At 43.3% G+C, this 23,922-nt stretch carries 19 protein-coding genes and 2 pseudogenes; 3 read left to right on the top strand and 18 right to left on the bottom strand.

Annotated elements, in window-relative coordinates; all coding sequences use genetic code 11:
- Window positions 1–19 precede the first annotated feature (19 nt).
- The 3 genes from BLU58_RS16940 to BLU58_RS16480 all read right to left on the bottom strand — a co-directional run bounded on the left by BLU58_RS16940 (window position 20) and on the right by BLU58_RS16480 (window position 1,151).
- The gene (locus tag BLU58_RS16940; protein WP_255404692.1) at window positions 20–154 is read right to left on the bottom strand and encodes a hypothetical protein; all 135 of its coding nucleotides are present in this window, start codon (window positions 152–154) and stop codon (window positions 20–22) included.
- A 115-nt stretch (window positions 155–269) separates the two neighbouring features.
- The gene (locus BLU58_RS11755; RefSeq protein ID WP_093292403.1) at window positions 270–965 is read right to left on the bottom strand and encodes a hypothetical protein; all 696 of its coding nucleotides are present in this window, start codon (window positions 963–965) and stop codon (window positions 270–272) included.
- An 18-nt stretch (window positions 966–983) separates the two neighbouring features.
- Entirely contained in the window at window positions 984–1,151 is a 168-nt protein-coding gene (locus BLU58_RS16480) for a hypothetical protein (protein WP_176786638.1), read from the bottom strand.
- A 136-nt stretch (window positions 1,152–1,287) separates the two neighbouring features.
- On the opposite strand from BLU58_RS16480, the gene BLU58_RS11750 reads away from it, so the two are divergent.
- Window positions 1,288–1,842: a hypothetical protein gene (locus BLU58_RS11750; RefSeq protein ID WP_093292402.1), complete on the top strand. Its 555-nt coding sequence runs from the start codon at window positions 1,288–1,290 to the stop codon at window positions 1,840–1,842.
- A 221-nt stretch (window positions 1,843–2,063) separates the two neighbouring features.
- Here BLU58_RS11750 and BLU58_RS11745 read toward each other — a convergent pair whose 3' ends face one another.
- The 10 genes and pseudogenes from BLU58_RS11745 to BLU58_RS11700 all read right to left on the bottom strand — a co-directional run.
- Window positions 2,064–3,083 carry an NAD(P)H-dependent glycerol-3-phosphate dehydrogenase gene (locus BLU58_RS11745; protein ID WP_093292401.1) on the bottom strand — a complete coding sequence of 340 codons (1,020 nt, stop codon included), beginning with the start codon at window positions 3,081–3,083 and terminating at the stop codon, window positions 2,064–2,066.
- Between the two features lie 22 nt (window positions 3,084–3,105).
- The gene (gene plsY / locus BLU58_RS11740; protein ID WP_093292400.1) at window positions 3,106–3,693 is read right to left on the bottom strand and encodes a glycerol-3-phosphate 1-O-acyltransferase PlsY; all 588 of its coding nucleotides are present in this window, start codon (window positions 3,691–3,693) and stop codon (window positions 3,106–3,108) included.
- A 27-nt stretch (window positions 3,694–3,720) separates the two neighbouring features.
- Window positions 3,721–5,034, bottom strand: a complete 1,314-nt coding sequence (gene der, locus BLU58_RS11735; protein ID WP_093292399.1) for a ribosome biogenesis GTPase Der — start codon at window positions 5,032–5,034, stop codon at window positions 3,721–3,723.
- A 90-nt stretch (window positions 5,035–5,124) separates the two neighbouring features.
- The gene (locus BLU58_RS11730) at window positions 5,125–5,313 is read right to left on the bottom strand and encodes a capping complex subunit for YIEGIA (protein WP_093292398.1); all 189 of its coding nucleotides are present in this window, start codon (window positions 5,311–5,313) and stop codon (window positions 5,125–5,127) included.
- On the bottom strand, window positions 5,310–6,206 hold the full coding sequence (locus BLU58_RS11725) for a YIEGIA family protein (RefSeq protein WP_093292397.1): 897 nt from the start codon (window positions 6,204–6,206) through the stop codon (window positions 5,310–5,312). Before BLU58_RS11725 ends, BLU58_RS11730 begins: the two co-directional genes overlap by 4 nt.
- 100 nt (window positions 6,207–6,306) lie before the next feature.
- Window positions 6,307–7,425 (bottom strand): 30S ribosomal protein S1, encoded by a 1,119-nt coding sequence (gene rpsA, locus BLU58_RS11720; RefSeq protein WP_093292396.1) that lies wholly within the window; start codon window positions 7,423–7,425, stop codon window positions 6,307–6,309.
- Window positions 7,426–7,514: 89 nt separating this feature from the next.
- Window positions 7,515–8,102: a lysophospholipid acyltransferase family protein gene (locus BLU58_RS11715; RefSeq protein WP_176786637.1), complete on the bottom strand. Its 588-nt coding sequence runs from the start codon at window positions 8,100–8,102 to the stop codon at window positions 7,515–7,517.
- A gap of 7 nt (window positions 8,103–8,109) precedes the next feature.
- A complete protein-coding gene (gene cmk / locus BLU58_RS11710; protein ID WP_093292394.1) occupies window positions 8,110–8,781 on the bottom strand; it encodes a (d)CMP kinase in 672 nt (223 codons plus the stop codon).
- Window positions 8,782–9,092: 311 nt separating this feature from the next.
- Entirely contained in the window at window positions 9,093–10,439 is a 1,347-nt protein-coding gene (ypeB, locus tag BLU58_RS11705; protein ID WP_093292393.1) for a germination protein YpeB, read from the bottom strand.
- A 15-nt stretch (window positions 10,440–10,454) separates the two neighbouring features.
- A pseudogene (locus BLU58_RS11700) lies at window positions 10,455–10,817 on the bottom strand (cell wall hydrolase); the annotation flags it as partial.
- Window positions 10,818–11,134: 317 nt separating this feature from the next.
- Between BLU58_RS11700 and BLU58_RS11695 the strand changes: the two are divergent.
- Together BLU58_RS11695 and BLU58_RS11690 are read left to right on the top strand one after the other, a co-directional pair.
- The gene (locus tag BLU58_RS11695) at window positions 11,135–11,749 is read left to right on the top strand and encodes a GDSL-type esterase/lipase family protein (RefSeq protein WP_093292391.1); all 615 of its coding nucleotides are present in this window, start codon (window positions 11,135–11,137) and stop codon (window positions 11,747–11,749) included.
- Between the two features lie 17 nt (window positions 11,750–11,766).
- Complete coding sequence (locus tag BLU58_RS11690) at window positions 11,767–12,945, top strand: acyltransferase family protein (RefSeq protein WP_176786636.1); 1,179 nt, start codon at window positions 11,767–11,769, stop codon at window positions 12,943–12,945.
- 199 nt (window positions 12,946–13,144) lie between these two features.
- Here the strand turns inward: BLU58_RS11690 and BLU58_RS11685 are convergent, their stop codons facing one another.
- From BLU58_RS11685 to BLU58_RS11665, 5 genes and pseudogenes are all read right to left on the bottom strand, one after another.
- Window positions 13,145–14,173, bottom strand: coding sequence for a bifunctional 3-deoxy-7-phosphoheptulonate synthase/chorismate mutase (locus tag BLU58_RS11685; protein ID WP_369813760.1), 1,029 nt, complete (start codon window positions 14,171–14,173; stop codon window positions 13,145–13,147).
- 35 nt (window positions 14,174–14,208) lie between these two features.
- Window positions 14,209–15,609, bottom strand: coding sequence for a DHA2 family efflux MFS transporter permease subunit (locus tag BLU58_RS11680; RefSeq protein ID WP_255404693.1), 1,401 nt, complete (start codon window positions 15,607–15,609; stop codon window positions 14,209–14,211).
- Between the two features lie 7 nt (window positions 15,610–15,616).
- Window positions 15,617–15,838, bottom strand: coding sequence for an MbtH family protein (locus BLU58_RS11675; protein ID WP_093292388.1), 222 nt, complete (start codon window positions 15,836–15,838; stop codon window positions 15,617–15,619).
- A 14-nt stretch (window positions 15,839–15,852) separates the two neighbouring features.
- The gene (locus BLU58_RS11670; protein ID WP_093292387.1) at window positions 15,853–23,001 is read right to left on the bottom strand and encodes an amino acid adenylation domain-containing protein; all 7,149 of its coding nucleotides are present in this window, start codon (window positions 22,999–23,001) and stop codon (window positions 15,853–15,855) included.
- A gap of 36 nt (window positions 23,002–23,037) precedes the next feature.
- Window positions 23,038–23,917 (bottom strand): annotated as a pseudogene (locus tag BLU58_RS11665) (isochorismatase family protein).
- Window positions 23,918–23,922: the final 5 nt, after the last annotated feature.

Genomic DNA, 23,922 nt, shown 5'->3' with positions numbered 1-23,922 from the left:
ACGAAGAAAGAGAAACAAACTATGAATTGTCGTCTGAGGACTTCTTCACCTTGACCGATTTCGCATTAAAACCAGTCATTCTCACAGAGCTAGAAAGGCGTCCCAAGAGGAAAATACCAGGAATTGCAATGAGGTGAAGCAAGATCATTTCCATCCTGTCACACCCTTTCGACTCTCTCTTCTTGCGGTCATTTTATGTACGGATAAGTTCCTATATGTCACAAAAAAACAAACCAAACAAGCTTTTCATCACTTGTTTGGTTTGTTACCTATGGTAAGGTAGGCTCTTTCCCATCCCATTTTACTACAGGGGAATAGGCTGGTACTTGCAAAGAAAGCGGACTGATCCATTGTCTAAGGTCTGTTCCGACTGCTGGCTTTTCTTGCGCTGATTGAATGAATTGCATGTAATCCATACGGTAGTCGAGGTATAAAACTCCTTTATCACTGATTAAATAGGATAACTCGATATTCGAGTGATAAGGGCTTCTGATTTTAGAAACCTCTCCACCTAATTTCTTAAAATCTATCTCATACAGTGAAGGTGAAACTCTGGTTCCAAGCGGATACGCATGATTCTGTTGATAGTAAAGTCCCACACGCTCCGCAAACGTTTTTACCTTGTCGTTTAATCTGAGATCAAACACGCGAACGGTTGCCTTCTTCTCTACGTCCGTTAACACATATAGATAACTCCCCCCTCTTTCAAATGCAGTAGGAGGAATCTCTGTTCGTCCTGATATAGCTTGAAAATCTACTAGATACTTGGAAGTAAAAATCCGTTCTTCCTCTTTATATTTATAAGGTAAGACTTTTTTCTCTTGTTGATAGGAAGCCACAGCCGATTGAACTCTCTCAATGTGTATAGGTAAATCCTCAACCTGCTGATTTAATTCATTTGGGTATGTACATCCAGATAGGTAAAACATCATTCCACAAAGTATGGATAATAAACGAAGCTTCATCTTTGCTCACCTCTTCACTTAACTCATCGAACGTAAACCAAATAATAAGGCCATAAGGAGCGTAATAACTGCCACGATCTTTAATAGGATTCGCAATACCTTACTTTTTAATGAGCCTGACCATACTACGATAAAATTCGTAAGGAGAAACAATCCAACTGCATACATCCAGTTCCATTCTTTCATAAAGATACACCTCTTTTTTATCAGCTCAACTATATTTCCGCTAGTGCCTATCCACATTACAGGGTAAGCGTCCAGAGCGTCTACCGAATCATTGCATACTATAAATGGACAACAGCCCTTGAATGGAGGAGGTACTATGAAACAAAGAAGGCGTCCTGCTTCAAGCAACCGCCACAAAAGACGTGTAAAAAAACCTACGGGGGCAAGAGCAACACTCCCTGCCAATCCACCCGTCCAAGAAGCCAAATCGCCCCTATCATCGATTAGTTTAGCACAGATGTTATCTGGATTCCTTACATGCCGTTCAACTGTACAAGATTTAAGCACATCGTTAACAAAAGTTGCTTCCATTATGGATAATACCTACCAATTTTTCAATCTGGCCCAACAATATGTAGGTAAGAAGAAAGGTTCTGTTCAAAATCAAAAAAATCTCTTTCCAAATCCCGAACAAGCATCCGATCCTGGAGATATACTACTAGATGATGAAATTCCCGTTATTAATCTTCCGAAAAACATGAACACGACGCCAAATCCGCTCATTGGTAAATTACTAAAGCGGATGGATCTCAATCAAATTATGTCGTTCATGCAGTCACCTTTTGTGCAGAAACTGATGTCTAGTTTCCTCTCACGGGGTGTCACCGCTCAAACTTCTGACATGCATCATCAGCCAAAACGAAGAAGATAAAGGGGTTGCCACTCGGCAATACCCTTTCTTTTTTTGTTCATACCCACACGTGTAGCCAGTCTTTTTCAAGACTGGCTACACGCTGACAAGCTACATTCAGCAATGAGCAAAGCACTGGTCCCTGTACCCTCTATGCTCTATGCTCTGAATGTATGGTTTCATAACCTACTACAAAATATGTTAGTGCACCTCGATGTGGCACAAGGTTTTTGCCTATTTCATTACCAACCCTGTACATAGTCTTGTAATTCGTGTGTTTTATCACGACTCATCAGATCCATTAGGGCTTCTCTAGGACATTTGTCTGCAAAAAGCACTTCATACAACTGTTCGATAATCGGCATTTCAACCTGATAATGCTTCGCCATCGTATAAGTAGCTTCTGTTGTCTGAATGCCTTCCACTACCATCCCCATCTCTGATAATACTTGATCCAGCTTTTTTCCTTGACTAATCATATTCCCAGCTCGCCAATTCCGACTATGCGGACTTGTACAAGTAGCAATTAAGTCACCTACACCCGCCAATCCCACAAATGTATTCGGCTGTGCGCCCATCGCAGATCCAAGTCGCGCCATTTCTGCTAATCCACGTGTGAGCAATGCGGCTATCCCATTATCTCCAAACTCCATGCCACTACATAAGCCTGTAGCCAGAGCAATCACATTTTTTAGTGCCCCTCCTATTTCACAGCCGATCACATCTGTATTCGTATAAACCCGAAAATAGGAATTCATAAAACAGGACTGTGCAATCTCAGCTGCGTAGAGGTCTTTAGAGGCCACTACAACCGCCGTAGGAAGCTTCTGAATCACTTCTTCTGCATGGCTAGGACCTGTTAAAGCAACGATCTGATTCGCATGCTCAGGTAACTCTTCCGCTAATACTTGAGACATGCGCTTGAAGGTGCGAACTTCCAATCCCTTGGAGGCATGAACAATTACCGCATGAGGCTTTAAGTATGGACGAACTTGTCGTGCTGTCTCTCTTAGCGATTGTGAGGGTACGACAAACACTACCACATCACTCGGCCGAATCACTTCCGCTTGATCAGAAGAAGCTTGCAGAGAGGGCGCTAGAGAGGCCTTGGGAAGATAGCGTTCATTTGTATGATGGATATTAATCTCCTGAACAGCTGATACACGCCTCGCATACAGTCTGGTTTTATTTCCGTTTTCAGCCAACACAGACGCTAGGGCCGTTCCCCAACTCCCTGCACCTAGAACCGCCACATTCTTCATGTTGGTGTTCACTCCCTACGTACTAAATTTTTCTCTCGACACCTTTAAACAGGTTGCTCAAATTCGAACGATGGCTCCAAAATGCAAATAAGGTAAACAACAAGCTTGTCCAAAAATAAACGCTCGGATAAGTGCCGACAAAATAAATCGCGATGGGTAACGTCACAGTAAATATGAGTGATCCCAGAGAAACATAACGTGTAATCAAAATAACAAGAATCGCAATCACACCTGCTATGAGGGTGGCCTGAAACATAAGGGCTAAAAAGACACCCACTGTAGTCGCAATTCCCTTCCCTCCACGGAAACCGAGATAAATCGGCCAGTTATGCCCTGCCACTGCGGCAAGCCCCGAAATCATTAAGACAATGGGATCATTTACACTTAACCATCCTGCAATCAAGACAGAGCCAATCCCCTTAGACAAATCAAGAGCAGCCACCACAATTGCCGCTGTTTTCCCTAAGGTTCGAAGCGTATTGGTTGCTCCTGCATTTCCACTTCCATGTTCACGAATATCGATTCCACGGGTTATCTTTCCGACTACATAACTAAAACTGATAGATCCTAGCAGATACGCAACTACAATGGGCACTACCCAATGAATCATATCTATTCCTCTCCCTGTATCGATCAATCAATTTTTCTTGCGCAGATAGATGTTAACTGGAGTACCTTTAAATTCAAATGCTTGACGAATCTGATTATCTAGATAACGAATATAGCTAAAATGAGATAGCTCTGGGTCGTTTACAAACAACACAATGGTAGGTGGCTTGACCGAAACTTGTGTCGCATAGTGAATCCGTAAACGCTTTCCTTTATCAGAAGGAGGCGGTACAGCCATAATCGCATCGTGGATCACTTGGTTAATCACAGAGGTAGAGATGCGAAGAGCATGTTGCTCTGCAACCTCTTGAGCCGCTGGAAGAATTTGCTGAACACGTTGTTTTGACTTCGCTGAGACAAACAGAATCGGGGCATAAGACATAAATTGAAACTCTTCACGGATTAACTTCCGGAAATAATTCATTGTCTTATCATCTTTTTCGACAGCGTCCCATTTATTTACCACGAAGATGGAGGCACGACCTGCTTCATGTGCATAACCTGCAATCTTTTTATCCTGCTCTGCGATTCCTCGTTCACCATCTAATACGATCAAACAAACATCAGATCGCTCAATCGCGCGCATCGCTCGGATCACACTAAACTTCTCAATCGATTCATAAACTTTGCCACGTTTACGTAACCCAGCTGTATCGATCAATACATACTCTTGTCCCTCATGCTCAAACGGGGTATCAATCGCATCACGAGTCGTTCCAGCCACAGGACTTACAATCACTCGTGTTTCTCCTAAAATCGCGTTGACAAGTGAAGATTTCCCTACATTAGGACGGCCGATTAGGGAGATACGAATCGTCTCTTCATCGTATTCTTCATCTGTTCCTTCTTTGAAATGACTGACCACAGCATCTAGCATATCCCCTGTACCTGAACCATGCAGGGATGAGATTCCAATTACCTCGCCGAAACCAAGCGAGTAAAACTCGTACATCAGATCCTCGTGCTTAATATCATCCAGCTTGTTTACAGCAATCACCACTGGCTTTTTCGAACGATGCAAGAGACGTGCAACCTCTTCATCATTACCCGTTACACCATCCCGTCCATCTGTCACGAGTAAAATGACATCTGCTTCTTCGATAGCAAGTTCTGCCTGGTTTTTAATATGATCTAAAATTTCATCTTGTTCTCCAAACTCTAGACCACCTGTATCAATCAGATGGAATTCGCGTCCGTTCCATTCACTTTTACAGTAAATTCGGTCACGTGTAATCCCCGGCCGATCTTCCACAATCGCGATTCGTTCGCCAGCCAGACGATTAAAAATAGTGGATTTGCCCACATTAGGTCGGCCAACAATCGCTACTACGGGTAAACTCATGACTTATATCCTCATTTCTTACTATGTATTCATTTCGTTATCTCTTACTAACATACCTAATCTTAACGAGAAACTAGGGTTTTATCAACCTCAATCAGAGTGGCGCACCAGTATGAAGGTCGTGGGAGCCACTTCGTGCACCATTGCGTCGAGGATCTTCTCTAGAGTAAAAGCTTGTCTCTCCAGCTCTTCCCTGTTGTCTACCACGAAAATAGGCGATCCGCCGGCAACTCTCTCTTTTTCGAGGGTCACAATGGCTAAAATTTTTTGATCACTCATGACGTTCCACCCCTTGTTGCATTTGCTTGTAGTGGCTTCTTCATCGCACTCTCTAAAACAGGCACTTTTCCAATGATATCAATGGCACGCTTCACATTTCGATCTTGTGGCAGGAGAAGAAGTCCAAGCCGTCCATCCTTTAAGTCGAGCTTCCCGAGAGGCGTGAGGGCTGGCTCCCCTGTATCCCGATATACACCTAATACAGTCGATACATCATGCAAAATGGCTTGTCTTTGACCGACATTAGACAGCGTAATTCGGCTACTCGCGTCTTTAGGCGTTAGTATCATGCCAATTCCATTTTCCATAATTGCTTTTTTATCGCTTGATAGCCCTACGTTCATCAGATAGATATCTTCTGCGTATAAACTAGCTCCATCTAATCGTAGCTTTGCCTCTCGAATTTCTACGATGCTACTCATCATCTTACCAGACATAAAAAACCGACTACAGACGACACATACTATCCCTACTATTACCCCCAATGTTACATTCCAGGTGATCACGGTAAACGAAGTAATAAGCGCTGAAGCAATTGTCAAGTAATTACGTCCTTCAAATACCATGGCGATTCCTTCTATATAACTAACACCGCGTGGAACCAACTCCATTCCGTCGATCTTCGATAACATCGTTCTCTCCATATTTCGCACATCCCGAAACTGTTGCGCCGCTAATGCTAAGAAGGTAAACGCTGTGAAATCCTTCTTTATTAATGCAGGGATCGCAACAGACCCCAATCCCGCAGCAATAATTCCTAACGCCAGATGAATAATATATCCATGCGGATAAGTGGGGTATTGCCTGTAATCCGTTTGCAACAGATAAATCCGTGTACAAATACCAGCTAATCCGCTAACAATAACCGCCATCATCAAATGATCTAGATTCATAACGATAAACTCCTTTACTAAAGTCACTAGCCTTTTACGCTTATCGTTAGTCTAAACAAAAATAACCAGCCCATTCTTCCGTAGGGCTGGTTACTGTATCTTATTTAAAATTTTTTAGATCTGGGAATACATCCCCCAATGTTACATTCATTTCTTCTACTTGCTGATTTTCCAATGTTACGGGTTCTGGTTTTGGCTCAGCTTCCTTCATGCTTAAGCTAATTCGCTTCTGTTCTGGAAGGATATCCAGTACTTTCACTTGCACTTCTTGCCCTTCTGTCAGAACCTCACCCGGCGTACCGATGTGATCATGTGAGATTTGAGAAATGTGTACCAAACCTTCTACGCCCGGAGCCACTTCTACAAAAGCACCAAATGTTACCAAACGTCTCACGATTCCTGTGATGATATCCCCATTATTCAAGTGGGCAGCTACTTTCTCCCAAGGACCTTGAAGCGTTTCTTTGATGCTTAAGCTAATCCGCTCTTGCTCACGATCGATTTTGAGAACCTTTACTTTCACCTGATCCCCTTCTGTTAAGGCATCTGCTGGATGCTCTACACGATACCATGCAATCTCCGATACGTGAACCAAACCATCCACGCCACCGAGATCAACAAACGCACCGAAGTCAGTTAGACGTTGCACCGTACCTTCTAACACATCGCCAGCTTCGATTTTCTCGAGAGCTGATTTCTTTGTCTTTTCCAATTCCTCTGCCAAAACCGCCTTGCGAGAAAGAATACATTTGTTTTTCTCACGGTCTAACTCGATGACCTTTAATGTCACTTTTTCACCCACAAAACCACTAAAGTCCTCGATAAACTTTATATCTACTAATGATGCCGGGATAAATCCACGAACACCAACATTTACAACTAAACCACCGTTTACCACTTCATGTACAGTCGCTTGTAAGGTTTCCCCAGACTCTAACTTTTCCTCTAGCTCAGTCCAAGCTTTTTCTGCTTCAACGGATTTTTTCGAAACAATAAATTGATCCTCTTCTTCATTGTGGCGAATAATCTTTACCTCTACTTCTTGACCGTCCGCTAGTACATCGGAGACTTGACTTACATGTACACCAGCCAACTCAGAGATAGGAAGAATGGCTTCACTTTTCCAACCAATATCAACAAGAGCTTGACTGTTTTCTACCTTTACCACTTTCCCTTGAATAACATCCCCAACCTGCAAGCTTTTCATTTCTTCCGTCATGACTACTCCTCCTCAAATCAAATGACAACTCATTATTTATATAGAGAAAGATCAAGCAACAAGGGCATAAACCCTTGCATTTGATCCCATTACCGATATTGATGAAGTAATGATTCTACTTCTTTCTTCCAACGAGCACTCAAACGGTCTACACCATCTGATGTCGACTTGCCGTCCACCAGATACTCTGCAGGTAAAATAGGCTTCCCATAAACGATCCGAACCTTACGAAACAGACGATAAGGTCCAATAATCGCTACTGGAACAAGTGGAGAATTCGTCCGAAGAGCAAACATAGCCGCTCCCACATGTACCTTACGAATCTCACCTGACTTATCACGGGTTCCTTGAGGGAAAATCCCGAGTACTTTTCCTTCTCGTAGGATTCGAATGGACGCCTTTAAGGCTTGTGAATCTCCACCTCCCCGTTTGACAGGAAACGTACCGACTATGTAGAGCGCTTTTTTGATGATCGATACTCGAAACATTTCCTCTTTAGCCATGAAATGTACTTGCCTAGGTAAACTAATTCCGAGTAGGGGTGGATCTAAGTTGCTAATATGATTAGGCGATACAACCGCTCCACCTGATTTAGGAAATGTTTCTACACCTATTACTTCGTAGGGAAAGAAAATCCGATAAATCAGAGTGATGAGGAATCGAAGAAGTTTATACAACCACATATTACTCCGCACCGCCCATTTTGGTGCAACATAGTTCCAAGATCGTCTCCACCATTTCTTCGATCGTTTGATCTGTAGAATCAATTAAGATCGCATCTTCCGCCTGTCTTAGTGGGGAAAAAACACGGTTTCGATCATTTTCATCACGTCGCCTAATTTCTTGTAGCAACTTTTCATAATCAGGGGATTGATTCTTCCCTTTCAACTCCTCAAATCGACGACGCGCCCGTTCCTCAATCGATGCCGTAAGGAAGACTTTCACATGTGCTTGCGGTAAGACATGCGTGCCAATATCACGACCATCCATTACCACACTTTGCAACTGAGCAATCTCTTGTTGCTTTCGAACCAAAGCTTCCCTAACCTTAGGCATCGCCGCAATCGTAGAAGCGAAGTTTGATATCTCTGAGGTCCGAAGTTCATCTTTTAGCACTATATCACGAACCTTCACTCCGCCTTCGACCAATGTCATAGGGGTTGAAAGAGCCAACTCCGAAATTTCCGCTTCCTGATCAGCAGTTAAGCGCTCCATTAGAGCCAACCAAGCTATCGTTCGGTACATCGAACCTGTATCTACATATGGGATCTCCAATCGCTTGGCTACTCTTCTGGCTACTGTACTTTTTCCAGCTCCTGCTGGACCATCAATAGCAACTAATAAGTGACTGTTCATTACGACAACGAATCCTCCCTAACTTGCAGAGCGGACTACATGAAAAAGAGCAGGTCTCCCTGCCCGTCAATGGCAATCCAGATCGACAATTGACCTAGTTCCATGAGTCGACATCCACTCATGATCAAGCAGTATGTACTTCTTTCTTTATGAATCAGAAACTAGACAAAAATTTCTGACCACAATTTCTAAAAATGATACTTTTACTTTATTTTAGAATAGCACAGAGTATTATTCTTTGCAATGAAAACGAACCAGAAGCCAGATAAAAAACACTGGCTTTCTAGTTCGTTTTTTTGATTAGAGTCTCATCAGGTCTTTTCTGGCTCTTCTTTTTCTATTTTCTCAACAAACTCTTCTTCGCCTGTATCACCATTAATAAAGATTCGATACTGATTATCCTTTAATGTGCCTAGGAATTCATAACAGAGTGCTTCTTTTCCATCTTCGCCATAGATATAAGCTTGGTTGGTACCCGTTACTTTCAGATGGGGATTTACTTGTTTACGAGCCTGTTCATGAGTCAAAGTCGGCTTTTCGAATACGCGTTCTTTGCGATTAAATACATATTCATCTGCCTGGATTCCAATAATTTCACCGTTATCCAATGCAATTTTGAGAGCTAAAGCCTCTGGATAGATGAGGATGTTCCCTTCCTTATGTACCATACTAAGGGTAAGAACGTGATCATCTTCAATGTGCGAAATCGGCACCATTCCCTCATATCCCATCTTCTTTAAGAAGAACTGTGCCTTTTCTAACGCCTGCTCACGATTTAACTTGGTCTCTTTGACGGGACGATTATATAACATCCAAGTAACGTGCCCCTCGGTACGGGTTAAATCCAGATTACAAGGTCCATTTTTCCCTTCAAAGCTAATACTGTAAACGGGGAAATCACCCTTTTCAGCAAATGTGACTTTCATCCCTTCTGTAGAACGATCCAGAAGCTTGGCTACTTTCTCTTTCGCTTCTTCTTCGGAGATATTACGCCCTTTTAAAGTCGTAAATTTCTCTTTCTTACGAACTTCTAAGTTGTTAACCGTCGGACCCCAATCCACTTCCGGAAATTGCACAACCATATTATTTACTGCTTTAAAACCATCAATAATCGTATGGTCCAGCTTCTTATCCTCCGTAGCAATGGCCAACTCTACATCCATCCAACGCAAATTTTTAGAGAGAACCTGTGATTGCACGTCATTTAGCTTCCCTTTAATATCAGTTGCATTTTGATAAAGCGTATTTAATGTTTGGTACTCCTTTTCCGAAAGGGGTTCTTTATCGAAATCCCTCACACCAGCATGATAGGAGAACGTCCCCATTCTACCTAAAAACTTTTGTGTATCGTGAAAAGGCATCAAACTAAGAGGGAGCTGGGCCACATCACTTTGAGCCGCATAAGTAAGCCTCCATACATTAGTCAGGGAATCAGAGAGGTGCTTTTGCGAGTTAACCGCTAGCACTTTTCCAATCTCCCCTTGCAAGGAATCCATATGGTTATTTAATTCATGAAAGGCTCTTTGATACTGGTTCTCGGCTTTAATCAGAATCGAACTTTTCTCTTGGTATTCTTTATATGCCCAAGCTCCCGTACCAAGGAGCACTACGAGTGTAATAGGAAGGAAAACGCGAGCTATTTTACCATACGTAGACATAACATTTCTTCCTCCTTAGCGACAAAATATATGTTTGCCGATCTTTTTCACTTGCGGGCGAGACCAGATCCATTTGGATGTAGCGGTAACAGGATTAAAATAATAGTTACATCCAACTGCTGGATCCCAACCTCCAATCGCATCTCTAGCTGCTTTGTATGCTGATTCGTTTGGCTCCAGCCAAATCTGTCCATCAGCCACACAAGTAAAAGCTTGTGGCTGGAAGATCACCCCGGAGATCGTATTAGGAAACTGTGTGCTGTCCAAACGATTTAATATGACTGCTGCTACTGCTACTTGTCCTTCATAAGGTTCTCCTCGGGCTTCCCCATGAACCGTTCGAGCTAACAATGTAACATCATTGCTGGAAAATCCCTTATAACTTTTACCTGCATTCGCTGCTTGGGCGGGAGTTGTTTCGGAGCTACCAACAAGGGACATCAGTAGAAAGGCTGCCACGCTACCCACGATCCACTTTTGAAATTTACTATTCATCATGACGCTCCTATCTTTAAAACTTGAAATATTTGTCTCTAGTTTGAGCGCCTGAATTTTTCTTTATGCATGGAATGTAAAAAACAGTGAAATCCACTCGACAAATTTTTATATAAAATTGATTTCATCTTTATCTCATCTTTAGTTCTCTGTTTTATAGTCCTACTGTACAAATAAACATAGTAGGAGGAACTAGAAAAATGAAAAAAATATTGTTATCTATATTCGTTGGTCTTTTAGCCATATCGGTAGTAGCTTGTGGAGGGAAGACAAACACACAGTCCACGACTGGGACAGAAAAGACAACCCAAGAAAAAGGGACTGATTTATTTGTCGGGGATTCTTTATTCGAGGGTCTAGCGGAGTTTGCTGGTAAAGAAAATGTAATTTCTATTGCAGGAACCACTGTCCAATTCGTCATTGAACAAAATATGAAAGAAATCTTAGATAAAAAGCCTGAGAATCTCTATTTATTACTAGGTTTGAACGATTTATCTTTTCCAGTTAAAGATCCAGTAAAAAAAGAATTGGATGAATACGAAAAACTAATAAACCAACTAAAAGAAAAAGCACCTCAGATGAAGATTCATGTGCTATCCCTTCCGTCTGGAACATCCGAGGCATTAAAACAGAATCCTCAATATAAAAATATCCCTACATTAAATAAAAAGTTAGAAGAACTTACTAAAAAGGAAAATGTCCAGTATGTTGATTTATCCCCTTTATTAAAGGAAAAACCAGAACTATATGGTGATGACGGCATTCATTTCAAAAAAGAATTTTATCCAATATTACTCGAAAAAATGAAACAATAATGAAGGGACAGACCTACATGCATAGCATCAAGACGAAGGAGACACAATCTCTTCCGTTACGTAATAGATATGTTCCTGGATTAGATGGATTAAGAGCATTTGCTGTTCTAGCAGTTGTTATGTATCATTTAAAACTAAATCATTTTGCACCAGGGGGACTTATTGGAGTAGGAATTTTCTTCGTTCTATCAGGGTATCTCATCACCGATATACTCCTTACACAATGGAGAAATCATGGAAAAATGAACCTACATGATTTCTGGATAAAACGAGCTAGACGATTGCTACCCGGACTACTCTTCTTATTAATCGTTGTTGTGATCGGGATAACCATATCCAACCCTTCCCGATTAGTAAATTTATGGGGTGACCTCCTTGCATCCCTGTTATATATAACAAATTGGTGGTTCATTGTCAGCGATGCATCCTACTTTTCCCATTTCAGTACCCCCTCTCCTCTACTACACCTATGGTCTCTAGCAGTAGAAGAGCAATTTTATCTCATTTGGCCGTTTCTACTAGCATTAGGGCTTGGTGTGATTAGGAAACGGAAATGGATGGTTATGTTCATCCTCTTAGGGGCATTTATCTCGGCGCTTGCTATGGCACTTCTATATCAACCCGGATTGCTTGATCAAAGCAGAATCTATTACGGAACCGATACTCGCGCATTCGCTCTACTTATGGGTGCAGCACTCGCTTTTTACTGCCCCCTACAAACGATTCCAGAGAAAATCGCTACTTTCCGTCGCGTAAGAGTAATCGTCACCTTACTAGGAGTAGCAGGATTCATCACTTTATTATGGATGATTTTGTTTACAAACGAAGTTGACCCTTTTCTTTATAAAGGAGGCATGGTCCTTCAATGCTTAGCAACTGTGGCTCTCATGATGGCAATCGTTTATCCCTCAGCAAAGTGGTTTCATCGGATTTGGGAATGGGCTCCGTTAAGATGGCTAGGAATTCGCTCCTACGGGATTTATTTGTGGCATTTTCCAATACTAGCCCTTCCTCTCCCTACTATACTGGGAGGTGAGGAATTCGCCATCGTTCGTGCAGTGATCCAAGTCTCTATCATTATCATCATAGCAACCTTTTCTTGGGAATTTATTGAAAAACCAATTCGATACAGACATACAAAAAGTAGTTTTGAAGATCAAGAGAACATCACAAAAATCCCCTATCGTCCTGTGTGACAAGAGGGGATTTTTGCTATCTAACTACCTTACGAATCGCATCATAAAGCAATCAAATTCATAAGTAATGCGTTCAAAACACGACCACATCCACGAAAGGAAGCCCTTCATCCAATTGACTGTTTCCCTCCCATTCCTTATAGAGCCTACAAAGATCAGCAAAACCCTCTCTTATCCCATGTGACAAGAGAGGGTTTTGCTATCTAACTACCTTACGAATCGCATCCATAAAGCAATCAAATTCATATAAATCCATCTGTTGTTTTGAATCAGATAGTGCCTTGGCTGGATTTGGATGTACTTCTGCCATAACACCGTCGGCGCCAACTGCTAGGACCGCTTTCGCCATCGCCGTTAAGATATCTTTTCTTCCCGCTGAGTGGGTAACGTCTACGATGACAGGTAGGTGTGTCTCCTGTTTGAGGATCGGAACCGCTGAGATATCAAGCGTATTTCGAGTCGCTGTCTCGTAGGTTCGAATTCCTCTTTCGCAGAGGATCACGTTTTTATTCCCCTCTGCCAAGATGTATTCTGCTGCCAATTTGAACTCTTCGATCGTAGCTGACAAACCTCTTTTTAGCAAAATAGGCTTGTTGGTTTTCCCTAATGCTTTTAGAAGGGGGGAATGATGCATATTACGCGAACCTACTTGCACCACATCCACGAAGGGAAGTGCTTCATCTAGTTGGTCCACGGACAAGATCTCGGTAATGACTGCCATCCCTAACTCTCGTGCCACTCGTGATAAAATCTGTAATCCTTCTACACCAAGACCTTGGAAGTCATAGGGGGAAGTGCGTGGTTTAAAAGCACCTCCTCGTAACAAACGAACCCCTTTTTGTACCATTCTCTCTGCTACGATACTGGTTTGATCATAACTCTCTACAGCACACGGTCCCATGATAAAGTGCGGATTCCCATCTCCGATTCTTTCTCCGTTGATCATGATAATGGTATCTTCTTGCTGATATTCCCTTGAATAATACATCACTTTTTTAGCTGTGTCTTTTGCCCGGGTTTGGATACGTTCTTGAAGCAGGGTTGCTACCATTTCTACTTCCTGTTGATCCATGTATCGAATCGCTTGTTGAAAAGGAAAATTCATCATAAAGCCATGATTTTCTTTTGCATCCTGTACAAGCTCCTGCCTTCGACTCATTAGATTCAAAATCTCCTCATCGAGATCCTGAATCGTCCCGCGCAAATCGGTTACGGTTGACAATGAAATCATCTCCTTGGATGATAGATAACGTTATATCGAAATTACGAAGCACGAGCTTTTTGCGGTGGTGCCTCGCTTATTTTTTCTGTGTTTTTTAGTTGAATAGCAAAGATAAGGGATAAGATTAAAAAGATAGCAGAACCAAATAATGCACATTGGTAGATAATCGGGCTCGTCTGACTACCACCGATTACGTCTGCGAATCCAATCACACTAGCTAAGATCGCAACGCCTAAGACAGAGCCAAGGCGATATTGAACTTGAAATAAGGTCGTTGCCCTCGCCATAGAGCCATGTGAGATGTGGTTAAAAGCAGTGGCTCGTAAGACTCCTACCGAATGACCAAGGAAAATCCCTACACTAAACATAAGTACTCTCACCGTCCAAGGGGTAACCGATGCCGACAAGAACGCAATTAACGCAAAGACTACGACTGAACCTGTTAACGAAAGAATCATTAATCGCTTTACGCCTAGTTTTTTTAAGGATGTCGGTAGAAGTTGAGATGAAATCATCAACCCGATCGCTTCAGGAAATACAGTAAGTCCTGTATGGAGCGCAGAGACATGGAGCGCATTTTGATACATGAGCGGGAAAATATACAGCATTCCGAACAAGGCCGCAGCCGAACATGCTGAGATGATGCTCATGATTCGAAATAATGGCTCGTTCAACAACTTTAGATCTAATAAAGGATCTTTTGCTCTACACTCTACGAAAATAAGAGCCAACATAAACGAAAGTCCTAAAACACCTGTGGTCCATATCTCAGGTGAAGTCCACCCTTGAGATGGCCCTTGAGTCAAGGCATACATGAACATCGAGAATCCAAAAACGGAGAGCAAAAATCCTTTCCCATCAAAACGTTCTCGGGTCTCTTTTCGATATTCTTCCAGAAACAACATCCCTACGATAACTGCTAAAATCCCAAATGGGATATTAATATAGAAAATCCACCGCCATGAAAGATGATCTACTAAAAACCCACCGATAATCGGACCTAGAGCAGGTGCGACGGCAATCGGAAATACAATCATACGTGACAATCTAGGCCGCTCTTCGGGTGAAAAGGTTCGAAAGAGGATCGCCATTCCTACTGGTGTCAACAGTCCGCCTGCCGCACCTTGAATGATTCGAGCCATATTCAGCGTGATCAAGCTCTCAGCCATTCCACAAAAAAGCGAGGATACTGTAAAAATACTAAGTGATAGCAAAAACACTCGTTTCGTTCCAAAGCGATCTCCTAACCAGCCGGCAATTGGTAGGAGCATCGCCACCCCTACCAAATACCCTACATTGATTGCGCTGGTTGCCGAAAGTGGAATTTGAAACGCTGCTCCTATCGCAGGTAAAGCTACATTGGTAATCGTCGCATCCATCGCCGCCATAAACATGGCTAACACATATACCAATACAACGACTTTTCTTTTACTCACTCGAATCGCCTCGTCACGTAACAGGATTGATTTCTACTGCTTTGGTAAGCTGTGTTGGGACTAAACTCTTCCATTCTGCATTAATATAAGCAAGACAGCTTTCTTTCTGATCTTTGCCGAAAGCTACTCTCCATCCCGCAGGTACTTCGATCCAGCTTGGCCACAATGAATATTGCCCTTCTTCATTTAATAGAACGAAAAAGGTACCTGTTTGATCATCAAATGGGTTGATCATGTTCTATCCTCCCCCTACAAATAAACTATCTCTGCTAGTTCTTTTAATTTCTCCCCTAGGATTTGACCAATCTCCTTCAATGGTTCTGGTTGACACATATCTTTGTGTCGGCATGCAATCTCATGCACCTCAATCTCTCCATCCACATACGCTTCCCATGAATCAGCGAACAGAGGAGTGAACCAATCTGGAATTAACGTTGAGCGGAAGAAAAGAAGATTCCCTTTAAAAGGAGCAGGTACATATTTTCGTAAAATGTCTACTGAATTTACATAGGCACTTCGCAAATTCAAGATCGTTTCTTTCTCTAAGCTTGCTAGAGCACTACCATCCCTACTCAAAATCTCGATCGCTCCCTCTAAATCAAGCGGCTTATCACCTAATCCCTCAGGATCATATCCACCTAGTGCTAGTAGGGCAATGAGTGCCTCATCATCACTTGGCGTATTTTTGATCGGAAGAAAATGGCTTGGATACGCATCTAGCATCGCTACAAGAGCAACCTCATCTCCTTGTCGTTGGAGTTGCGTAGCCATGGCATGAATCACATTTCCGCCTAGTGACCAACCTAGTAAATAGTACGGACCTTCTGGTTGAATTTCTTTCATATGCTGGATGTAATCCGCCGCCATCTCCTCAATCGATCTCGGCATCACATCTTTCCTAGCAATTCCCCGTGCCTGCAAGCCATAGATTGGATAATCCATACCCAATGTCGTCATGAGACCCGCATAACACCAGCTGAGACCTCCAGCAGGATGAACACAGAATAGAGGATGACGAGTTCCATTTTCTCGAAGTGGTAGAAGCACTTCCAATGGATTATGACTACTCCCCATCGCGAGGCTTTCAGCAAGCCCAGCTACCGTCGGAGCTGTAAACAGATGACCAATATTGATTTCGATGCCTAGTGATTCACGAATCCGGGTCATCAAGCGAACTGCAAGTAATGAATGTCCTCCAAGTTCAAAAAAGCTATCATCCATTCCTACACGTGGTAAATCTAAGACTTCCATAAAGAGATCACATAAAATCTCTTCTTGAGGCGTACGCGGTAATCTCCCTGATGCCTGAGTCGAAAAGTCTGGTGCTGGCAACGATTTCTGATCTAATTTGCCATTTGGTGTGAGGGGTAGCAGATCCATTCGTACCATTGCAGATGGAACCATATAATCTGGTAATTGACTTGCCGCATGTAGGCGGAGAGAGGAAAGCTCGTCCTGAGATCCAGAGATCATAACGACATAGGCAACCAGTCTCTGATTCCCAGGCTGATCCTCTCGCACGACAACCGCTACCTGTTTCACATCTGGATGTTCGTTTAAAACTGCTTCGACCTCACCTAATTCAATTCGAAAACCACGAATCTTAATCTGCTGATCTGCTCGTCCTAAATAATCTAACGTTCCATCTTTTCTAAAGCAAGCCAAATCACCTGTACGATACATCCTTGAACCCGGCTTACCAAATGGATTGGCGATAAATCGTTCAGCTGTCAATCCCGGGCGATTTAAGTACCCTCTGGCTAATCCATCACCGGAAATATAAAGCTCTCCTCTAACTCCGGGTGGAACTGGTTGTAACCATTGGTCAAGAATGTAGACTCCTAAATCGGGTATTCCTCTCCCAATCAAACTACTGGCCGAGACCTCTACACTTGCTTGATTGAGTGGACAATAACTTACATGCACGGTTGTCTCTGTAGTCCCGTACATATTAATCAATTTTGGTTTTTGATCTGAATGTCGGGTATACCAATCTCGTAATCTACTAAGCTCTAAAGCCTCTCCACCAAATACGATATAACGCAAAGAGAGCTTACTCCCTATGTCAGAGTGCTCCTGATCCGATTGAACCAATTGGTAGAATGCAGAAGGAGTCTGGTTTAATACTGTTACCTTTTCCTCTACCAATAACGTTAAGAAATCGACCGGAGAGCGGCTCGTATCATAAGGAACAATCACTAGACGGCCACCATACAGTAGTGCCCCCCACATCTCCCATACCGAAAAGTCAAATGCATAGGAATGAAATAAGGTCCACGTGTCATCTGACCGAAACTGGAACCATGAATCCGTTGATTGAAAGAGGCGAATCACATTTTGATGCGGGGTGACGACACCTTTCGGAAGCCCAGTCGACCCAGAAGTATAAATAATATAGGCAGGATGCTGTGGGTTTAATGACTGGTTTCGATCTGCATCTACCGGATTGGGTAGAGAATCTTCACCTTGGTTCACGTCCTCAAGCAACATAATTGGAATCGAGTGATCTTGCGGTAACGACAGAACCGTCTTTTCATCTGTAATCATGTACGAAGGCTGCGCATCACCCAGCATAAATGAAATTCGCCCTGCTGGATAAGCTGGGTCAAGAGGTAAGTACCCTGCACCCGTCTTCAGAATCCCCAGCAATGCTACCATCATCTGAGCAGACCTCGGCAGAGCAAGGGCAACAAACTGCTCAGGGCCAACTCCTCGTTCCATTAATGAGTACGCAATCCGATTCGCTTTTGCATTTAGCTCCTCATAGCTTACTCTTGTATTCTCGTAAACGAGAGCTGCCTTATCCGGATAAAGAGTAGCTTGTCGTTCAAAAATAGAAACAATCGTATCCTTCACTTCGAGGTTCTCTTCCACATCCCGGACTAATTTTGTCCGTTCCTCTTCGCTCAAGATTTCAAAACGGCCAATGAGTTGATTGGAGTCGTGTGATACACCCTCCAATAACCTGAGCAATCTCTCAATCAAAAGCTCAATCGTATTCCGTTCAAATAAATCAGTACTATACTCTAGGAAGCCGTGTAATCCGTTTCCATTTCCCTCTGCATCAAAAGACTCTCGGAACTCTAGCGTAAGGTCAAATTTAGCCGTACCCGTATTACTGAGATGAAAATGAGCTTGTAGTTCAGGCACATTCCACTTCAGATCAGGTGTGTTTTGCATGGCAATCATAATCTGAAATAGCGGATGTTTGGAACGGGAACGAGTTGGATTTAGCACCTCTACCAGTTTTTCAAACGGAACATCCTGATGTTCATATGCACCGATATTTACTTTCTTCACTCGTTCAATTAGTTCACGAAAGCTGGGTTCACCGGATGTATCTACCCGTAGTACTAGCGTGTTCACAAACAGACCTACAAGATCGCTAATCTGATCATCATTTCGGCCTGCGATCGGGCTGCCGAGCGGAATATCCGTCCCAGCTCCCATCCGAGTTAATAAAGCGGCAAACCCAGCTTGTAGTACCATAAAGAGGCTGGCCCCACTTTCGCGGGCGATCTCCGTTAGTCGGCTATGAAGCTCAGAAGGTATCTCAAAGGTGAGGCTTTCTCCTTGATAGCTCGATTCGATTGGGCGCGGGTAGTCTGTTTGTAACTCTAATTGATCTGGGAGGTGAGAGAGAACTCCCTTCCAGTAGTCGATTTGCTGAGCAATGAAGCCGTTTTGATTACTGACTTGATCAAGCAAACCCTCCTGCCAAATCGCATAATCCGCATATTGAACAGGTAACTCAGCAAAAGAAGATGTTTCTCCTCTTACTCTTTCTCGGTACGCAAACTCCAGATCTTTGATAAGAGGCGCAAGCGACCAACCATCTCCCACGATATGATGTAACAATAGTACTAGCACACCCGTATCGGCTGAAAACTCAAATAGCTCGGCACGAATGGCAGGTTCTTTTGATAAATTAAAGCTATATCGTACTGCCTGATGTTGAAGCTTTGAAAGTTCTTCTGCCCTGCACGGGGTAACATGCAGCCTTGGCACAGCCTGGTCCGCTCTTAAAATCAACTGGCAGGTACTACCTTTTTGATCTGGGAAAATCGTACGAAGAACTTCATGACGCTTCACTACATCGGCAAGCGCTTCCGCAAGCGCCACTTTGTTCATATCCCCCTGAAACTGGATCATAAGAGGAATATTATAAGTAGGACTTGGTCCCTCTAACTGATGAAGAAACCATAACCGCTTCTGGGAAAATGACAATGGAGCCTCTGCGGTTCCCTCCACCCTCACGATCGGCGGGCGAACAGGCTTTCCATGATCCAGTTGACTTACTAATCCAGCTACAGTAGGCGTTTCAAATATTTTTCCAATACCTAGTTCCACATCAAAAACGGCGCGAATCCGATTCATCAAATTCCCTGCTAGTAGTGAGTGCCCTCCTAAATGGAAAAAGTTATCATCTATCCCCACTCGGGATAAGCCTAATACCTCAGCGAACAGATCACATAAGATTTCCTCTTGTGGCGTTCTTGGCACTCGCTTGGAAGTAATCGACTCGAAATCAGGCGCAGGGAGTCGCTTCCGATCTAGTTTTCCATTTGGGGTGAGAGGTAGTTCTTCTAATATGACAAAAGAAGATGGGATCATATAAGCAGGTACACTCTCACTTACAAACTGCCGGAGCTCTGTCAGGTTTAAGGAAACACCCGCCTGCGGAACGATATAAGCGACCAATCGTTTGTCTCCCGGCCTATCCTCTCTCACGATGACAGCAACTTGATGAACTAGTGAATGACTGGCAATCACTGCTTCCACTTCACCTAATTCAATCCGATACCCTCTGATTTTGAACTGATGATCTGCTCGACTTACATACTCTAATGTTCCATCTAAGCGCCAACGGGCAATATCGCCTGTTCGATACATGCGTGAACCCGCAGGCCCATATGGATTTGCAATAAATCGTTCTGCTGTAAGATCTGGACGGCCAAAGTATCCTCTCGATAATCCCATTCCCGCTATATATAAATCTCCCGGGACACCTGGGGGCAGTAGCCTTAAGCTAGCATCAAGGATATATACTTGTGTATTCCACAGCGGCCGACCAATCGGGGGGGATAACAACTGCGACTTCGAAAGAGTACATGATGTGGACCAAATTGTGGTTTCTGTTGGTCCGTAGAGATTGGTTACCTCACATCCCAGATCAACCAGCGCAGATGCCAAATGACTCGGGAGCGCCTCTCCTCCTACCAGCACGTGTAGCCCCTCAAGTGAAGCTCCATCATAAGAAACAATCGTTTGCCAAAGTGTCGGTGTTGCCTGCATATGTGTAATACCATTTTCTTGAATCATCTTGACCAAAACAGATGGTGTTTGAATCGCTTCTTTCTGAGCTATCAGGCAAACTGCCCCACTAATCAAAGAAAGAAAGATCTCCAGAACGGAGATATCGAAAGCAATCGTGGTAACAGCTAGTAGACGATCTTCATTCCCCATCGGAAATGGATCTTGCATCGCCAATAGAAAGTTTACGAGACTTTGCCGATGTATGACCACCCCTTTTGGTTTCCCTGTAGAACCTGAAGTATAGATCATATACGCTGGATGTAGCGGTGAGATCGAGCTATTAGGTACAAACTCGTCAGGACTACATGTATCCAGATCCCTACTTAACTGCGTATCATCTAAAAGTAACTTGGCAACCTGAGCTGCTTCCGATAGGTGACCTTCTAACCCCCTTGACGTAATGATGTAAGCAGGATTGGCATCCTCTAACATGTACGAAATACGGCCCAGCGGATATTCTGGGTCAATCGGAAGATAGCCAGCCCCCGTCTTTAGAACGGCTAACATCGTGATGACCATATCCACACCACGAGGCAACAGAATCGCAACAAATTGCTCTGGACCCACACCACGCGAAGCAAGTAAATTCGCTAGACGATTACTTCGTTCATTTAATCCCTGATAGGAAAGGATCGTATCTGCACAGATCACAGCAGGGGCTTCTTTACATACCGCTACTTGTTGTTCGAACAGCTCCAACATACTGCTTGCGGCAAGCCGGTGCTCTGTTTGATTCCAAACCTCTACAACATTCCTTCTCTCGTCAGACAACAAAAGGTCGAAGGAACTGAAAGAATAAGAACCCTCAGTTTGGATCATCTGTTTGATGATAGACTGGACGCGGCGAAGATGGCGATATACTTCCTCTGCATGATACAGATCCGAGTTTGCCGCAAGATCCATGCGTAATCCTCGACCCTCTTTTTGCTCATAGAGCTGGAGGGAGAGATCTTCAACAGGTCCCGTAGCTAGTTTGTGAACAATGCCACAAGCCTCGGCAAAACGAAGTCCATATTCAAATGGCATAATATTGATCTGCGGCCCAAATAGGCGATTATTATCACCTAATAATTTACAATCACGACGTATTTCTTCATGACGATAGCGCTGGTGATTCCGTGTCTGGTTCATCGACTGGCGAATTTGTTTCAACAGCTCTTGTAATGAAAGACTTGGATGCATGTCTAACCAAAGCGGCACGACATTCATTACCATGGCTGGCACCTTTAACGAAGCAGAGCCCATGCGCCCCATCATTGGTAAACTTAACACAATCTCCTTTGATCCCGTCAAACCATGTAGATAGATAGCCATAGCGGCAATCATGCACTCTTGCCAGCTCGTCCCACAATCTCGAGCCCATTTTTTTAGCATATCAAAGTCATCAGAATGTAAAAAACAAGTAGATACATTCGTATTCCCTGATAACAAAACGGCACGATCCGCTAAGCTTACAATATCGGTTTGATTCTGATATCGCTCGATCCAGAATTGACGGTCAGTCTGATATTTCTCTGAGTTCTTGTATGTGATATCCTCTTCGATCACCCGCCCAAATGAGCCGAAAAAGCCTCCTTCACAAGAAGTGCCTTCTACCAAATCGGTATACACTTTCGCAACCTGATTCGACAAGAGGGAAAATCCAAAACCGTCAATCGCGATATGGTGTATCTTCTGATACCAAAGCGTACGATAATCCCCAAGCTTTAACAAGACTTGCTTATAAAGTGCCTCATGAAGCAAGTCGATGGGTTTAGCCAAATCCTCTTTCATCCACTTCATCGCGGAATCATAGGGGTTGCTTTCTTTACTCATATCGATGACCAGAACGCTGCATTTCTGATCACTACGAATCTCCTGCCATAGCTCACCCTCATCCTCATGAAACTGAACATGTAGCGATTCTGCTTCTACCATCACCATTTTAATAGCTTGGATCAATAATTCAAATTCAACATTTCCTTCTATTTCAACATATTCACCCGTATTATAAATCGGATTTTCTGGATCTAACTTCTGAGCATACCAGATCCCAGATTGAGCTCGAGTGAGGGGTCTCCGATTCGTTTTTGTATGCAACATGTATTTTTCCACCTCTAAACAAGTTGGTGTGAAGAATTAAACGTGTCGTTTCGCAGAAGATAATAGTTCCCACCAATGAGAAAGGGTTGGGTTCTCTGCTAGAGTAATAAAGTCAATCTCCACGCCATCTTGCCTCCAGCTCTCTACCAAACTCATTATCCGAATCGAATCAAGTCCTCTATCAAGTAAATTCTCTGTTTCCGAAATCGTACCTTCTGGCTCATCTAATAAATAAGCTACATGTTTACAAAGTGTCTCAAACGTCATAGGAATACTGCTCCTTTTTCAATTGCTCAACGATCTGATCTGTCGTAATGGTGTAAGCACAACGGGAAGCTGCATAATGCACGGCCATTTGATGATCCGGAAGGGAGAAATCAGCGACTGCATCTGCCACGAAAAACGATTGAATATCTTTCATAAATGCATCACAAGCTGTAAGTAGGCACCCAATATGAGCATACACTCCGCAAATAATGAGCTGGTCACGCCCCTGCTCTTTCATGTACTCTAGTAGATCTGTTCTCTGAAAAGCACTATAACGCCATTTTGTTAGGATCCGGTCATTCATTTCAGGCGAGAGCTCGTCCACGATCCGCGTCTGCAAAGGATCCTCAGCCATCCCTGGCCCCCAAAAATCAATTAGTAAAGCGCGATCTTCTGGACTTTGATCCCCTGGTTGAGCTGAATATACAACGGGAATTCCGAATTCCTTACATGCTTCTTTCAGAGATCCGATGTGCTTCATCAGTTCCACAATAGGCGACTGACCCACTTGATACGGTTGCATAAAGTACTTTTGCATGTCGTGAATCAACAATACAGCACGCTCTGGATCCGCCTCCCAAGCAACTTTATTTTTAGGTAAATCGATCGCTGTTGGCATCGCATAGGGCGTAATCAATGGAATCCCCACAAGTT

Source organism: Thermoactinomyces sp. DSM 45892, assembly GCF_900107305.1.
GTDB lineage: Bacteria > Bacillota > Bacilli > Thermoactinomycetales > Thermoactinomycetaceae > Baia.
This window is presented reverse-complemented; position numbering and strand designations above follow the sequence as displayed.

Coding starts and splice junctions, on each gene's coding strand:
- BLU58_RS11670 (WP_093292387.1), bottom strand. CDS start 23,001: ATGTTGCATACAAAAACGAATCGGAGACCCCTCACTCGAGCTCAATCT.
- BLU58_RS11755 (WP_093292403.1), bottom strand. CDS start 965: ATGAAGCTTCGTTTATTATCCATACTTTGTGGAATGATGTTTTACCTA.
- ypeB (WP_093292393.1), bottom strand. CDS start 10,439: ATGTCTACGTATGGTAAAATAGCTCGCGTTTTCCTTCCTATTACACTC.
- BLU58_RS11695 (WP_093292391.1), top strand. CDS start 11,135: ATGAAAAAAATATTGTTATCTATATTCGTTGGTCTTTTAGCCATATCG.
- cmk (WP_093292394.1), bottom strand. CDS start 8,781: ATGAACAGTCACTTATTAGTTGCTATTGATGGTCCAGCAGGAGCTGGA.
- plsY (WP_093292400.1), bottom strand. CDS start 3,693: ATGATTCATTGGGTAGTGCCCATTGTAGTTGCGTATCTGCTAGGATCT.
- BLU58_RS11690 (WP_176786636.1), top strand. CDS start 11,767: ATGCATAGCATCAAGACGAAGGAGACACAATCTCTTCCGTTACGTAAT.
- BLU58_RS11730 (WP_093292398.1), bottom strand. CDS start 5,313: ATGAGTGATCAAAAAATTTTAGCCATTGTGACCCTCGAAAAAGAGAGA.
- BLU58_RS16940 (WP_255404692.1), bottom strand. CDS start 154: ATGGAAATGATCTTGCTTCACCTCATTGCAATTCCTGGTATTTTCCTC.
- rpsA (WP_093292396.1), bottom strand. CDS start 7,425: ATGACGGAAGAAATGAAAAGCTTGCAGGTTGGGGATGTTATTCAAGGG.
- BLU58_RS16480 (WP_176786638.1), bottom strand. CDS start 1,151: ATGAAAGAATGGAACTGGATGTATGCAGTTGGATTGTTTCTCCTTACG.
- BLU58_RS11725 (WP_093292397.1), bottom strand. CDS start 6,206: ATGAATCTAGATCATTTGATGATGGCGGTTATTGTTAGCGGATTAGCT.
- BLU58_RS11745 (WP_093292401.1), bottom strand. CDS start 3,083: ATGAAGAATGTGGCGGTTCTAGGTGCAGGGAGTTGGGGAACGGCCCTA.
- der (WP_093292399.1), bottom strand. CDS start 5,034: ATGAGTTTACCCGTAGTAGCGATTGTTGGCCGACCTAATGTGGGCAAA.
- BLU58_RS11750 (WP_093292402.1), top strand. CDS start 1,288: ATGAAACAAAGAAGGCGTCCTGCTTCAAGCAACCGCCACAAAAGACGT.
- BLU58_RS11675 (WP_093292388.1), bottom strand. CDS start 15,838: ATGATCAACCCATTTGATGATCAAACAGGTACCTTTTTCGTTCTATTA.